The organism is Nonomuraea sp. B19D2 (assembly GCF_040137845.1).
In the GTDB taxonomy this organism is placed as follows: domain Bacteria; phylum Actinomycetota; class Actinomycetes; order Streptosporangiales; family Streptosporangiaceae; genus Nonomuraea.
The window spans coordinates 17,548-30,743 of the sequence record NZ_JBEFAK010000063.1 but is presented as its reverse complement, the minus strand read 5'-3'; the positions used below and the strand labels follow the sequence as shown (position 1 = coordinate 30,743).

Below are 13,196 nucleotides of genomic sequence, written 5' to 3'. Positions count from 1 at the left end.
GTGGGGCAAGGTGGGGAAAACCCCACCATCCATCAGCACACCAGGCCCATTTCGCGTCCCGGCCGCCGCTCAATACCGTTGAGTCATGAAGGTCCCCCGCCCGTGGTCGGCGCGTGCCTGGCTGCACACGGCCCACGTGATGATCGGTCTGCCGGTCGCCGTGCTGCTCGGCGGGCTGACCCTCGTGCTGGCCGTCTGGCCGCCTCTGCTGATGCGGAGCGTGCCGCGGTTCACCGGGGTGCAGCGCTCCAGGTTCGAGGCGTTCCTCGACGCGCACATCCCGCCTGTGCGCTCCCCGAGCAGCTGGCGCAGCCCGGCCACGTGGCGGCAGATCGGTTACCACCTGCTGTCGCCGTTCGTGGGCTTCGCGGCGGCGTTCCTGGTGGCGCTGGCGTGGGGCGGGGCGATCGTGGGGCTGCTGTCGTTCCTGCCGCGGAAGTTGCAGCCGCCGCCGATGGAGTTCGAGTACGGCCTCAGGGACGGCAAGGTCGTCGCCGTCTTCATGGTGATCGGATTCGTGCTGCTGCTGCTCGCGCCGCTGCTGGCGCGCGGCATGGCGGCGCTGGACCTGTCGGTGGCGCGTACGCTGCTCGGCCCCAGCCGTTCCGAGCTGGGCCAGCGGATCGAGACGCTGACCGAGAGCCGGGCAGGGATGATCGACGCCGCCGACGCCGAGCGGCGCAGGATCGAACGTGACCTGCACGACGGCGCCCAGCAGCGGCTGGTCTCCCTCGCCATGAACCTCGGCCTGGCCAGGGCCACCCTCACCGACCTGCCCGAGCCCGCCCGCGAGGCCATCGCGCAGGCCCACGAGGAGGCCAAGCAGGCGCTCAAGGAGCTGCGTGACTTCGTCCGCGGCCTGCATCCGGCCGTGCTGAACGACCAGGGACTGGACGCGGCGCTGTCCGGCGTGGCCGCCCGCGCCCCGTTCCCTGTGAAACTCCACGTCGACCTCGAACGGCGTGCCACTCCGACCATCGAGGCGGTGGCGTTCTTCATCGTGTCCGAAGCACTGACCAACATCGCCAAGCACGCCGCGGCCACCAAGGCCGAGGTGCGCGTGCGGCGCGAGCGTGACCGCCTGCACGTGCTCGTTTACGACGACGGCTGCGGCGGCGCCCGGCTGGACGGCGGCACGGGCCTGCGCGGACTGGCCCAGCGGATCCACTCGGTGGACGGGACGCTCCGGCTGTCCAGCCCGCTGGGCGGCCCGACGACGATCGAAGTGGAGCTGCCGTGCGAGTAGTGCTGGCCGAGGACTCCGTACTGCTGCGCGAGGGGCTGATCCGGCTCCTGGACGCCTCAGGCATGCAGGTGGTGGCGGCCGTGGACGAGGCCGAGGGGCTGCTGCGGGCGGCGGAGGAGCACAAGCCCGAGCTGGTCATCACGGACGTCCGGATGCCGCCCACGCACACCGACGAGGGCCTGCGGGCGGCGCTCGTGCTGCGCCGCCAGCAGCCGGGGCTGGCGGTCCTGGTGCTCTCGCAGTACGTCGAGGAGCGCTACGCCGCCCAGCTCCTCGCCTCCGCCGCGACGGGCGGGGTCGGCTACCTGCTCAAGGACCGGGTGGCGGACGTGTCCGAGTTCATCGACGCGCTGCGCCGGGTGGCCGCGGGCGGCACCGCGCTCGACCCGGAAGTGGTGGCCCAGCTCCTGCTGCGTGGCAACAGCGACCCGCTCGAACGGCTGACGCCCAGGGAGCACGAGGTGCTCAGGCTGATGGCGGAGGGCCGCTCCAACGCCGGCATCGGCCAGGCATTGGTGCTCAGCGAGGGGGCGGTGGGCAAGCACATCGGCAACATCTTCACCAAGCTCGACCTGCCGCCCGCCGAGGGCGACCACCGGCGCGTGCTGGCCGTGCTGCAGTTCCTCAAGATCAGGAGCCTGCCGTGAGAGTGGTCTGGCTGGCGGCCGGCGCCGTGGTGACCGTGATCGCGCTGCTGATCTCCACCCTGGTGCTCTGGCGCGGGGTCGCGCGGGCCAGGTTGCCGGAGGAGGACGCGCGGAGGTCCATCCCCTTCGCGCAGAAGAACGTGCGCATCAAGACGGGCAGGGGCACCCAGGTGCACCTGTCCGTTTTTCCGGGCACGGCCGGTGAACTGTTCGTGGAGAGGTCGCTGACGTGGTCGAGGGATCGGCCGACCGTCACCGAGGACTGGGACTCCCGTTCCAGCACCCTGCGGCTCGACGCGGTCTGCCCTGGCGCGGACCAGCCGGATGGCCCTCTCTGCCAGGCCGACTTCATAGTGTTCGTGCCGCCGGAGACCGACATCGAGGCCGCCACGACCGGCGGCGACCTCATCGTCAACGACGTCTTCGGCAAGCTGCGCCTGTCCTCCGTCTCCGGCAACGTTCACATCAACGACATCTCCGGCACCATCTGGGCCAGGACCGGCACGGGCAACGTCGACGCTCACGGGCTCGACGTCGAGCAGGCCGACGTGGAGATCGGCTCGGGGAGGGTGAAGCTGTCATTCATCAGCGCGCCCACGGACGTCAAGGCAGTGGTGAGGACGACGGGCAACATCAGCGTAAATGTGCCGAGGGCCACCTACCGCGTGACGGCGGACGCGGCCGAGAGCGAGATCGACGTCGAGCAGAACCCCCAGGCGTCGCGGAACATCGTGGTAAAGGCGCCGAACGGCACCGTGTCCGTCTGCTGCGACTGAAGATCCTTAAGATCTGTTTACTCCGCTGACTGGTTGGTAAGTTCCGGGCATGGAGTCTGCGAAGCACGCCGGTGACGCCGCCGTCGCCGTGTCCAAGGCCTATGGCGTCGAGACCATGTTCACTCTGTCCGGAGGTCACGTCTTCCCGCTCTACGACGGCGCGGTGCACGAGGGCATGCGCATCCTCGACGTACGCCACGAGCAGAGCGCGGTCTTCGCCGCCGAGGCGACGGCCAGGCTGGCCAGGAGACCGGGGCTGGCCGTGCTGACCGCGGGCCCAGGCGTCACCAACGGCGTCAGCGGCGTCGCGACCGCTCACTTCAACGGCTCCCCCGTGGTCGTCATGGGCGGCCGGGCGCCGCAGTCGCGCTGGGGCAGCGGCGCGCTCCAGGAAATGGACCACCCGCCGCTGCTCAAGCCGATCACCAAGCTGTCGTTCACCGCGACCGACGCCGAGTCCGTCGGCCAGGATGTCGAGGTGGCCTTCCGCACGGCGGTCGCGCCCCACCGCGGCCCGGTCTTCCTCGACTTCTACATGGACCACCTGTTCTCGCCGTCGCCGGCGCACGAGGTGCGGACGCAGACGCCGTCACCGCTCGAGCCCGACCCCGACGACCTGGCCGCCATCGCGCGGCTGCTGGCCGAGGCCGAGCGGCCCGTGCTGGTGTACGGGTCCGACGTGTGGATGGACCGGGCCGAGGAGGCCGCGCGCGACTTCGCAGAGACGTGGCGGCTGCCGGTCATCCCCAACGGCCAGGGCCGCGGCATCCTGCCCGCGGGCCACGAGCTGCTCGTCACGCGGGCGCGCGGCCTCGCCTTCGCCCAGGCCGACCTGGTCATCGTGGTCGGCACCCCGCTCGACTTCCGCCTGGGTTACGGGTGGTTCGGTGGCAAGGACGGCGCGCCGCTGGCCCGCGTGGTGCACATCGCCGACGCGCCCTCGCAGCTGGCCACCCACATGAAGCCGGTCGCGTCCGCTGCGGGCGACTTGTCGGTGGTGTTCTGGAGTCTCGGCGCGGCCTGCGGCGACGCGGGGGTCAAGCCCGACGCGTACGCCTCCTGGGTGTCGAAGCTGTCCGACGCGGCCGCCGCGGCCATCGCGGGCGACGCCGAGCTGCTGGCCTCCGGCTCCGACCCGATCCACCCCATGCGTGTGTACGGCGAGCTGGGCAAGGTCCTGGCCGACGACGCCGTGGTGATCGGCGACGGCGGCGACTTCGTCTCCTACGCGGGCAAATACGTCGAGCCGAAGCAGCCGGGCAACTGGCTCGACCCGGGCCCGTACGGCTGTCTCGGCACCGGCCTCGGCTACTCCATCGCCGCCCGCCTGGCCAGGCCGTCCTCCCAGGTGGTGCTGCTGCTGGGCGACGGCGCCGCCGGGTTCTCGCTCATGGACGTCGACACCCTCGTCCGCCACAGGCTCCCGGTCGTCATGATCTGCGGCAACAACGGCATGTGGGGCCTGGAGAAGCACCCCATGCAGCTCCTGTACGGCTACGACGTGGCCGCCGAGCTCCAGCCGCAGTGCCGTTACGACCAGGTCGTGACCGCACTGGGCGGAGGCGGCGAGCTGGTCACCAAGCCGTCGGAGATCGGGCCGGCGCTGCGCAGGGCGTTCGACTCGGGCATCCCGTACATGGTGAACATCGCGACAGACCCGCAGATCGCCTACCCCCGCAACACGACGGGGGTCTGACCCGGCTACCTGGTCGTGGTGGTGACGCTGGGGGTCGGGCTGTTCTCCGGGCAGACGCCGTCCGTGACGACCAGCTTGACCGGCTTGTTCACCGGCCACTTCACCCCGGCGCCCGGCACGGTCTGCGAGATCTTGCCGCAGCGCATGCCGTCGGAGCTGGTGGTCATGTCGTCGGGGATCACTTCCTCGAAGCCCGCCGCCAGGACCATCTCCTGTCCCTTCAGGAACGGGAGACCGACCACCTTCGGCATGACCACCATCTTGACGCTCGGCGTGGGGCTGCTCGTCGTCGGGGTCTTGGTGGGGGTCTTGGTGACGCTCGGCGTGCTGCTGGGCGTCTCCTTCGGCTCCTCTTCGTCCTCCGTGGGCCGCACCGTCGTCCTGTGAGCGGTGGGCTTGGGATCCGGCGTCGCCGGCTCGGCCGTCGCTGTCCTGGTTCGCTTGGGCGGCGGCTTGGTCGTCGTCTTGGCGATGTTCTTCGAGTCGTCGGCCGGGGACGCGGTGCTCCTCAAGGGCTCGGGCGTGGCCATGCCCGTCAGCGCGATCGCGGTGGCGCCCGCGCCCAGCACCACTGCGGCGGCGATGGCGGCGATCAGCCCGGTCCTGCGCGGGGCCTTGGCCGCCCGGCGGCTGCCCCCGCGCCGGTCGGCCACCGTCGTGGTCTCCTCCTGAGGGCTCGCCTGCTGCGCCCCCGTCTGGTACGCCTCCACCGGCGGCGCCATGGTGGCTCCGGTGGACAGGACCGGCTCGGGGGCCGCGGGCGTCTGCCCGCTCGCGATGGCCTTGGCCGCCTCGCTCATCGCCTTGGCCGTCGGGTAACGCCTGGCCGGGTCCTTGGACAGGGCGACCTCGACCAGCGTGCGCACCGCCGGAGGGATCTCGGCGGGCAGCGGCGGCGGCGCCTCGCGGATGTGCTTGAGCGCGATGGTGACCGCGCTGTCGCCGTCGAACGGCCGCTGGCCCACCAGGCACTCGTACGCGACCACGCCGAGGGCGTAAATGTCGACCGCGGGCGTGACGGGGGCGCCCTCGGCCTGTTCGGGCGCGCAATAGGCAGCGGTGCCCAGCACCATGCCCGCGTCGGTGAGCCGGTTGGCCAGGTCGGAGCGGGCGATGCCGAAGTCGGTCAGCACCAGCGTGCCGTCGCGCTGCACGAGCAGGTTGCCCGGCTTCACGTCACGGTGCACGATCCCCTGGTCGTGGACGGCCTGCAACGCCGACGCGGCCTGCGCGATCAGCTCCATGGCCGCCTGCGGCGGGATCCGGCCCAGCCTGGCCAGCAGCCGGTCGAGCGGCTCGCCGTCGACGAACTTCATCACCAGGTAGACGGTGTCGCCGCTGACGCCGTAGTCGTAGACGTCGACGACGCCGGCGTGGTTGATCGTGGCCATCGCCCGCGCTTCCCCCTGAAAGCGAGCGACGAACCCGGGGTCCTGCGTACGGCCGGGAAGCAGCACCTTGACAGCGACGGTGCGCGCAAGGACGATGTCCTCGCCCCGCCACACCTCGCCCATGCCACCGGCGCCGATGCGGGTATCCAGCCGATACCGCTCCGCCAGCGTCGTCCCTTGGGCCACCATGTCTCCCCCGCTACCCCCCTACACCTATTACCTCTCGCACCCCGCGGCTCTCCAACAAAGCGAACTTTTGTCGCGGTCAGGTAACACAGTGGTCACGGAACTCAGAGAGTGTACGACTCACCTGTCCCACATGCCACTCAAATGTTCTTAAGCCGTACAAACCCTATCCTGGGGCCTTATCACAGTACTTGTCCGCGTTTCCGGGAAGTCAGCCGTCCCATTAGTGGCGAGCCGCTGAACGGGGCTCACCATAGGTGCAGACCCCGCAACCTGTGGCGAGCCGCTGAACACGGCTCGCCATAGGCTGTCCGTATGACGCTCGCTCCTGGTCTCCGCGCCCAGCTGCTCATCATGGTCGAGATGGAGGACACCGCCAAGAAGATCGGCAGCGGTGACGTGCCCGTGCTCGCCACGCCCCGGCTGCTCGCGCTGGCCGAGGCGGCGACCGTACGGGCCGTGGACAAGCACCTCGCGCCGGACGAGACGTCGGTCGGCACCCGGGTCGAGCTCGAGCACCTGGCCGCCAGCCCGCTGGGCACGCATGTGCAGATCGGCGTCGAGCTCACCGAGGTCGACGGGCGCCGGCTGGTCTTCGCCTTCGAAGCCCACGACAAGCACACTGTCGTGGGCAGGGGCACCATCGAACGCGTCGTGGTCGACCGCGCCAGGTTCATGGCGAGGGCTACCGCTACTCGATGACGGCGATCAGGTCGCCTTCCTGGATGACATCGCCCTCGGCCACCTTGATCTGGGCCACCACGCCGTCGTCCTCGGCGATCACGGGGATCTCCATCTTCATCGACTCCAGGATGACCAGCGTGTCGCCGTCGGAGACGGTGTCACCCTCACTGACGACGACCTTCCAGACGTTCGCCACCATCTCAGCGCGTACCTCAGCCACCAGGACTCCCCTCTTTCATCACTCTATTCACATTAGGCCCGCATCCGCGCGACCAGGCCCGTGTCGTAGTCACCGGATACGAACTCCTCGTTCTCCAGCAGCTCCGCACAGAACGGCAGGTTGTTCTTGGGGCCCTCGACGACGAACGCGTCCACCGCCTTGCGGCCCCGCTCCAGCGCGTCGGCGCGGGTCTCGCCGTGGACGCAGAGCTTGGCCATCAGGGGGTCGTAGAACGGGGTGACCGTGTTGCCCGCGGTGTAGCCGGAGTCCACGCGTACGCCCTCGCCCTCCGGCTCCTCCCACGCCGTGATCGTGCCGGGTCCGGGGAAGAACCGCTTGGGGTCCTCCGCGTAGACCCTGAACTCGATCGCGTGCCCGGTGGTCGCGGGCCGCACCTCGGGGCTCTCCCCCGCGGCGACGCGCAGCTGCAGCTCGACCAGGTCGAGCCCGGTGACGAGCTCGGTGACCGGGTGCTCCACCTGCAACCTGGTGTTCATCTCCAGGAACACGAAGTCCTGCTTGTCGGCGTCGACCAGGCACTCGACCGTACCGGCGCCGAGATAGCCGACGGCCTCGCCGGCCCGCGCGGCGGCGGCCAGAATGCGCTCACGCAGCTCGGGGGTGATGCCCGGGGACGGCGACTCCTCGACGACCTTCTGGTGGCGGCGCTGCACCGAGCAGTCGCGCTCGCCCAGTGCCACGACCCGGCCGTCGGGCAGGCCGAGGATCTGCACCTCGACGTGGCGGGCCCGCTCGATGTAGCGCTCGAGCAGCACGGCCGGCCCGTCGAGCGCGTCTCCCGCGAACCTGGCCGCCGCCCTGGCGGCCTGCTCGAACGCCTTGGCCAGGCCCTCGTCGTCGTGGGCCACGCTCATGCCGATGCCACCGCCGCCGCCCGCGGTCTTGACCATGACCGGGTAGCCGATGGCCTCGGCGGCCTTGAGCGCCAGCGACAGGTCGGTGACCGGCTCGCGGGTGCCCGCGGCGACCGGCACGCCGGCGCTCTCCATGAGGTTCCTGGCGTTGATCTTGTCGCCCATCTTGTCGATGGCCTCGGGCGCGGGCCCGATCCACACCAGCCCGGCGTCGATCACAGCCCTGGCGAACGCGGAGTTCTCCGCGAGGAACCCGTAACCGGGGTGAATCGCCTTGGCACCGGTCGCGCGGGCCGCCTCCAGCACCTTGCCGGCGTCGAGGTAGCTCTGCGCGGGGTTGGCCGGGCCGATCAGCACGGCCTCGTCGGCCTCTCGCACGAACGGCAGGTCGCCGTCGGCCTCCGAGTGCACGGCGATGGCGCGCAGCCCCAGCCGCTTGACCGTGCGGATGATCCGCCGCGCGATCTCCCCTCGGTTGGCGATCAGAACGGGTCCGAGCGTCTCAGTAAGCACGCCGATCAGCCTATGGCCGCGACCGGCCCGTCTCCTTTCCCCCTAAACCACCGATCCGAAGAGCATGATCTGTAGGAACCCCACAAATGTGAGCGGCCCAAAACGGGGCAGCGGTTGTACGGCTAGCCGCGGCCGCGGTCGATCACCCGGGTGAGCGCCTCGATCGCATGGGGATCGTACGCGCTGCCGGACGACAACCGGATGCGCTCCAGCGCGGCCCCGGCACGGTCGCGGTCGGTCGAGGGACCCACGAGGTCGTCGTAGGCGTTGGCGACCTTGATGATGCGGCTCGACAGCGGCGGGTCGTCGGTGATCGGGTCGCACTGCCGCCTGACCACGTCGGCCACCCGGTCGAGCACGCCGGTCTGCCTGATCACCTCGGCGCCCAGCTCGGCGATGCGCCGCGCCTGCTCGGGCTCGGTCAGCACGGTGGCGCCGCCGGGGATCGGGTCGCGCAGCGAGAGCTGGCCGATGTCGTGCATCAGCGAGGCGTACTCCAGCTCCAGCAGCTCGGGCTCGGCCATGCCCAGCTCTCTGCCGATCGCCACGGCCAGCCGGCTCACCCTGCGCGAATGGCCGGGCTCGACGTAGCCGCCGACCTCCGTGACCCGCGACAGCGCGCGTACGGTCTGCAGGTAGGTCGCGCGGATCCCGGCGTACTTCCTGAAGGCCACCTGCGTGACCAGCAGCGGCGCGGCGAACACCAGCAGCGCGACCAGGTCCATGCTGTGCGTGGCCAGTGCGAGCAGCACGCCCGACGAGGCCACGGCCGCGCCCAGCGGGAAGGCCATGTTGATCTCGTCGCGCACGGCCACCCTGAACGCCGTGCGCAGCTGCTCGGCCCGGAGCAGCGCGGCGATCAGCACGTCGATCAGCAGGGTGATCGCGATGAGCGTCACCATCACCACGAGCGCGGGCCACCAGGTGCTGGTCGGCGGCTTGGTCAGCTCGTAGAGCGGGTCGGCCAGCGGCCGGAACGCGAAGGCCAGCAGCGCGCCGGTGAGCAGCCGCCGCGCCATCGCGTCCAGCCGGGGCGGGCGGCCGACCGCCAGGTGCGGGAGCGCCCCGGCCAGCATCCCGACCGCGATCACGGCCACGACCTGCAGGGCGGAGTGGCGGAGCGGGTGCTGGCTGAGGTCGAGCAGCAGTGTGTAGCCCAGGGCGGCGGCGGCGCCGATGGGTGCGACCTCCCTGTTGCCCGGCATGGTGAGCCTGGCCAACTCGCCGACCGCGATCAACGCGCCGAAGCCGAGCGCGATCTCCGCGCGGTCGAGCCCGACGGCGGCGGTGTGGGCGACGCCCGCGATCGCGACCAGCCCCGCCGCGCAGATGAGCAGCAGCTGGCCCGAGTCGAGCCGGCGCAGGACCGTGTTCAGCGAGCGTTCTGTACGCCTCGGGCGCTCCGTAGTGATCATTGCCCGGTCACGACCTCGATGGGCATGGTCGGGTCGTCGTGGTCCTTGATCGGGGTCTCATCGGGCGGCGGCGCCTCGACCTTGCGCGGCGGCTGCCACGGCTCCCGGTCGAGCGCGCGGATGAAGGCCGCGACCATGACCGGGTCGAAGTGGGTGCCCGCGGTCTTGCGCAGCTCGTCGAGCGCCTCCGTGACGGGCCTGGCGCCGCGGTAGGAGCGGTCGGAGGTCATCGAGTCGAACGCGTCGGCCACCGCGATGACCTTGGCGAACTCGGGGATCTCGTCACCGGCCAGGCCCATGGGGTAGCCGGTGCCGTCGTGGCGCTCGTGGTGGTGCATGATCCCGGCGTACGCCTCGTCGAGGAAACCGATGCCGCGGACGATCTCCAGGCCGCGCATGGGGTGGAGCTGGATCGCGGCGAACTCCTCCTCGGTGAGCGGCCCGTCCTTCTGCAGCACCTTGGTCGGCACTCCGAGCTTGCCCACGTCGTGCAGCATGCCCGCGTAGCGGATGGCCCGCACGCGCTCGGGGCCCATGCCGATCTCCTCAGCGATCATGGACGAGGCGAGCGAGACCCGCGTGCAGTGGCCCCGGGTGTAGTAGTCCTTGGTCTCCACGGCCTGGCAGAGCGCGGCGATGGTGGCGTCGTACGAGCGCTGCTGCGCGTGATACTGCCCGAACGCCCATCGCGCCACGAACAGCGGCAGCAGCACCAGCACCGCCGAGATCGACTGCACGGTGGCCCAGAGCCCGGCCACCAGCAGCCCGAACGTGCCGTAGCCCAGGTAAGACAGAAGGAACTGGGCCATGCCGCGCATCGGCACCTCGGTGGCCCGCACGTGCGTGGCCAGCCCGATGATGGTGAGCGTGAGCGCGATGTTGAGCGGCACGAACACGGCGGTGGCCGCCGCGTAGGGGCCGATGAGCTCGTCGAACGCGTTGACCTGGGGCACGCCGACCTGGCCGTCGAGGGCCTCGTAGACCCGCCCGGCCACGTAGCCGCAGATGGCGAACTGCGCGCCGTTGAACAGCCGCTTGATCAACGGCAGCCCGGGACGCACGCTCAGCACCGCGGTCAGCCCGACCAGCGCCGCGCCCTCCGGCCCGATCAACACCACCGCCGCCAGCGAGGCGGAGAAGCTGACCGACACCGCGAACTGCTCCACGTTGAGCAGCGTCGGCATCGACTCGCACACCAGGAACAGCAGGGCGAGCACCAGCAGGACGTCCAGGTCCTCCGGCGCCACGGGGGGACCGGAGACGATCATGCTACGTACGATGAGAGCAGCCGCCGCCCCGATCACGGCAACCAGATAGACCCTTGCAGGCCACGCCAGATCACGCATTGCGGCCCCCTACGGAGATCAGGTCCAGGACACCCCGGGAGGAACCGCTCCCCCGATCAGCATGACCACCGGAGTGATCAACAGGATGGCCGTGAGCAGCCGGGCGACCGTAACCTTCATCATCCACATGCCTCCATGTCGACTTCTGGAGTTCACGCTACAGAAGAGGACGTCACCGCAAGGGCGGAGTCGGAAATCGCAAGCAAAGCGTAATCATGCAACTACTTGCGGCGACGATTTCGCGCCCATTCGACCGTTTTCTTCACCCCGGTCGGAAGGTCGACACGTGGCTCCCAGCCGAGCCCCTCGTGGGCGGGCACCGGATCGACCGCCATGGCGGGCAGGTCGCCCGGGCGCGGTGGCGCGAACCCCGGGTGGTCCGGCGCGCCCGCCGCGTCGGCGATCAGCGAGTGGAGCCGGCGGTCGGTGGTCTGGATGCCGGTGCCGAGGTTGAACCTCTGACCGTCGCCCCGCTGCCCGCACGCCGTGACGAACCCGTCGACCACGTCGTCGACGTAGACGTAGTCGCGCGTCTGGGTGCCGTCGCCGTAGACGACCGTGGGCGTGCCGCTGAGCAGCGCGTCGGTGAAGATCGAGACCACGCCCGCCTCGCCCTCCGGCGACTGGCGCGGGCCGTAGACGTTGGAGAGCACGAGCGTGGTGTATTCGATGCCGTAGAGCGCGCGGAACGCGGCGAGGTAGGTCTCGCCGCCCAGCTTCGACGCGGCGTACGGCGAGCGCGGGTCGGTGGGCGCGTCGCCGGGCACGGGGATGGTGGCGGGCCTGCCGTAGACGGCCACGGAGGAGGCGAACACCACCTTGCGCGCGCGTCCCTCGTGGGCCGCGGCCAGCACGGAGGCGGTGCCCTCGACGTTGACCCTGGCGTCGCGCCTCGGGTCGGCCACGCTCTTGCGCACGCTGATCTGCGCGGCCAGATGACAGACGACCTCCGGCTGCAGCTCGGCCACGAGACCGGTCAGCGCCGGGTCGAGCACGTCGAGCACATGCAGCCGGAACCGATCACTGTCGGCGGCTGCGGCCAGATTGTCCCTGGACCCGGAGGACAGGTCGTCGACCACGTCGACGTCATGACCCTCGGCGAGCAGTCGATCGACAAGATTGGACCCGATGAACCCGGCGCCTCCGGTGACCAGCACACGCATGGTGTGAATCTTAGTCGGATAGCTCCGACCTGACCTGTGCGATGCGGGCCAGGACCTTGGAGCGCAGGTCAGCGGGGACCGGGTCGCAGCCGCAGTGCTTGTGCACGAGCGCCTTGACCGCCTTGTCCAGGTCGTATTCCTTCAGGCACGGGCCGCATTCGTCGAGATGCACGCGGATGTCCACGATGTCGCTCTCGGTCAGCTCGCCGTCAAGATAGGCGTAGACCTTGTCGAGCACCTCGCGACAGTCGGTGTCATGCGGGTTGCCACAGCTCATTTCGATCCCTCCGCCGGGACCAGGCCACGCTCGCGAGCATAGTCCTCAAGGAGGCCCCGGAGCTGCCTGCGTCCCCTGTGCAGCCTCGACATCACAGTGCCGATCGGAGTGCCCATGATGTCGGCGATCTCCTTGTAGGGGAAGCCTTCGACGTCGGCCAGATAGACCGCGATCCTGAACTCCTCCGGCAGGGCCGCGAGCGCCTGCTTGATGTCGCCGTCGGGCAGGTGCTCGAGCGCCTCGACCTCCGCCGACTTCAGGCCGCTCGAGGTGTGGGACTCGGCCCGCGCGAGCTGCCAGTCCTCGATCTCCTCCGTGCCGGACTGCTTGGGCTCACGCTGCTTCTTGCGGTAGCTGTTGATGAACGTGTTGGTCAGGATCCGGTAGAGCCACGCCTTGAGGTTCGTGCCCTCCTGGAACTGGTGGAACGACGCGAACGCCTTGGCGAAGGTCTCCTGCAGCAGGTCCTCCGCGTCCGCGGGATTCCGGGTCATCCGGAGCGCGGCGGAGTAGAGCTGCTCGAGATACGGCATGACATCGCGCTCGAATCGCTCGCTTCGCTGCTCCAGCGTCTCCGCGCCTGTCGCGGGCACCGGACCCACCCCCCTAAGATCACCGGTGGCCGGCTGTTGCGGAACACCGTACTCAGGGGAGGATACCCGCTGGCCGATGACGCGCTGGCCAGCGGGGAGGGGTTCGACCATGCGAGCGAAGGAGCTCGGCGGGAGTGAGCGAGGTACGAGCCGACGACTGCCGGAGCG

The 13,196-nt window shown here is 70.2% G+C and carries 13 protein-coding genes; 5 read left to right on the top strand and 8 right to left on the bottom strand.

Annotated features, from left to right (window positions below; all coding sequences use genetic code 11):
- The first annotated feature begins 85 nt into the window (after positions 1–85).
- From ABN273_RS53175 to ABN273_RS53160, 4 genes are read left to right on the top strand one after another with little or no spacing between them, the layout of a single operon-like run.
- Entirely contained in the window at positions 86–1,246 is a 1,161-nt protein-coding gene (locus ABN273_RS53175) for a sensor histidine kinase (protein WP_349457390.1), read from the top strand.
- Complete coding sequence (locus ABN273_RS53170; protein ID WP_349457388.1) at positions 1,237–1,893, top strand: response regulator; 657 nt, start codon at positions 1,237–1,239, stop codon at positions 1,891–1,893. Before ABN273_RS53175 ends, ABN273_RS53170 begins: the two co-directional genes overlap by 10 nt.
- Complete coding sequence (locus ABN273_RS53165) at positions 1,890–2,669, top strand: DUF4097 family beta strand repeat-containing protein (RefSeq protein WP_349457387.1); 780 nt, start codon at positions 1,890–1,892, stop codon at positions 2,667–2,669. The genes ABN273_RS53170 and ABN273_RS53165 overlap by 4 nt, the downstream gene beginning before the upstream one ends.
- A gap of 49 nt (positions 2,670–2,718) precedes the next feature.
- On the top strand, positions 2,719–4,365 hold the full coding sequence (locus tag ABN273_RS53160) for an acetolactate synthase (RefSeq protein WP_349457386.1): 1,647 nt from the start codon (positions 2,719–2,721) through the stop codon (positions 4,363–4,365).
- 5 nt (positions 4,366–4,370) lie between these two features.
- Here ABN273_RS53160 and ABN273_RS53155 read toward each other — a convergent pair whose 3' ends face one another.
- The gene (locus ABN273_RS53155; RefSeq protein WP_349457385.1) at positions 4,371–5,945 is read right to left on the bottom strand and encodes a serine/threonine-protein kinase; all 1,575 of its coding nucleotides are present in this window, start codon (positions 5,943–5,945) and stop codon (positions 4,371–4,373) included.
- Positions 5,946–6,257: 312 nt separating this feature from the next.
- Between ABN273_RS53155 and ABN273_RS53150 the strand changes: the two genes are divergently transcribed.
- Positions 6,258–6,644: a thioesterase family protein gene (locus tag ABN273_RS53150; RefSeq protein WP_349457384.1), complete on the top strand. Its 387-nt coding sequence runs from the start codon at positions 6,258–6,260 to the stop codon at positions 6,642–6,644.
- Here ABN273_RS53150 and ABN273_RS53145 read toward each other — a convergent pair.
- From ABN273_RS53145 to ABN273_RS53115, 7 genes are all read right to left on the bottom strand, one after another.
- On the bottom strand, positions 6,634–6,846 hold the full coding sequence (locus ABN273_RS53145; protein WP_349457383.1) for a biotin/lipoyl-binding carrier protein: 213 nt from the start codon (positions 6,844–6,846) through the stop codon (positions 6,634–6,636). The two genes, ABN273_RS53150 and ABN273_RS53145, sit on opposite strands and share 11 nt — an antisense overlap.
- A gap of 32 nt (positions 6,847–6,878) precedes the next feature.
- Complete coding sequence (locus ABN273_RS53140; protein WP_349457382.1) at positions 6,879–8,234, bottom strand: acetyl-CoA carboxylase biotin carboxylase subunit; 1,356 nt, start codon at positions 8,232–8,234, stop codon at positions 6,879–6,881.
- 122 nt (positions 8,235–8,356) lie between these two features.
- Positions 8,357–9,649, bottom strand: a complete 1,293-nt coding sequence (locus tag ABN273_RS53135) for an HD-GYP domain-containing protein (RefSeq protein WP_349457381.1) — start codon at positions 9,647–9,649, stop codon at positions 8,357–8,359.
- Positions 9,646–10,995, bottom strand: coding sequence for an HD-GYP domain-containing protein (locus ABN273_RS53130; RefSeq protein WP_349457380.1), 1,350 nt, complete (start codon positions 10,993–10,995; stop codon positions 9,646–9,648). The genes ABN273_RS53135 and ABN273_RS53130 overlap by 4 nt, the downstream gene beginning before the upstream one ends.
- 221 nt (positions 10,996–11,216) lie before the next feature.
- Positions 11,217–12,158, bottom strand: coding sequence for an NAD-dependent epimerase/dehydratase family protein (locus ABN273_RS53125; protein ID WP_349457379.1), 942 nt, complete (start codon positions 12,156–12,158; stop codon positions 11,217–11,219).
- Between the two features lie 10 nt (positions 12,159–12,168).
- A complete protein-coding gene (gene rsrA, locus ABN273_RS53120; protein ID WP_349457378.1) occupies positions 12,169–12,435 on the bottom strand; it encodes a mycothiol system anti-sigma-R factor in 267 nt (88 codons plus the stop codon).
- Positions 12,432–13,037 (bottom strand): sigma-70 family RNA polymerase sigma factor, encoded by a 606-nt coding sequence (locus ABN273_RS53115; protein ID WP_173526616.1) that lies wholly within the window; start codon positions 13,035–13,037, stop codon positions 12,432–12,434. The genes rsrA and ABN273_RS53115 overlap by 4 nt, the downstream gene beginning before the upstream one ends.
- Positions 13,038–13,196 lie beyond the last annotated feature (159 nt).

Bases quoted from the DNA above. Each gene is read 5' to 3' on its own strand.
- ABN273_RS53150 (WP_349457384.1), top strand. From the start codon at position 6,258: ATGACGCTCGCTCCTGGTCTCCGCGCCCAGCTGCTCATCATGGTCGAG.
- ABN273_RS53175 (WP_349457390.1), top strand. From the start codon at position 86: ATGAAGGTCCCCCGCCCGTGGTCGGCGCGTGCCTGGCTGCACACGGCC.
- ABN273_RS53125 (WP_349457379.1), bottom strand. From the start codon at position 12,158: ATGCGTGTGCTGGTCACCGGAGGCGCCGGGTTCATCGGGTCCAATCTT.
- ABN273_RS53135 (WP_349457381.1), bottom strand. From the start codon at position 9,649: ATGATCACTACGGAGCGCCCGAGGCGTACAGAACGCTCGCTGAACACG.
- rsrA (WP_349457378.1), bottom strand. From the start codon at position 12,435: ATGAGCTGTGGCAACCCGCATGACACCGACTGTCGCGAGGTGCTCGAC.
- ABN273_RS53155 (WP_349457385.1), bottom strand. From the start codon at position 5,945: ATGGTGGCCCAAGGGACGACGCTGGCGGAGCGGTATCGGCTGGATACC.
- ABN273_RS53130 (WP_349457380.1), bottom strand. From the start codon at position 10,995: ATGCGTGATCTGGCGTGGCCTGCAAGGGTCTATCTGGTTGCCGTGATC.
- ABN273_RS53160 (WP_349457386.1), top strand. From the start codon at position 2,719: ATGGAGTCTGCGAAGCACGCCGGTGACGCCGCCGTCGCCGTGTCCAAG.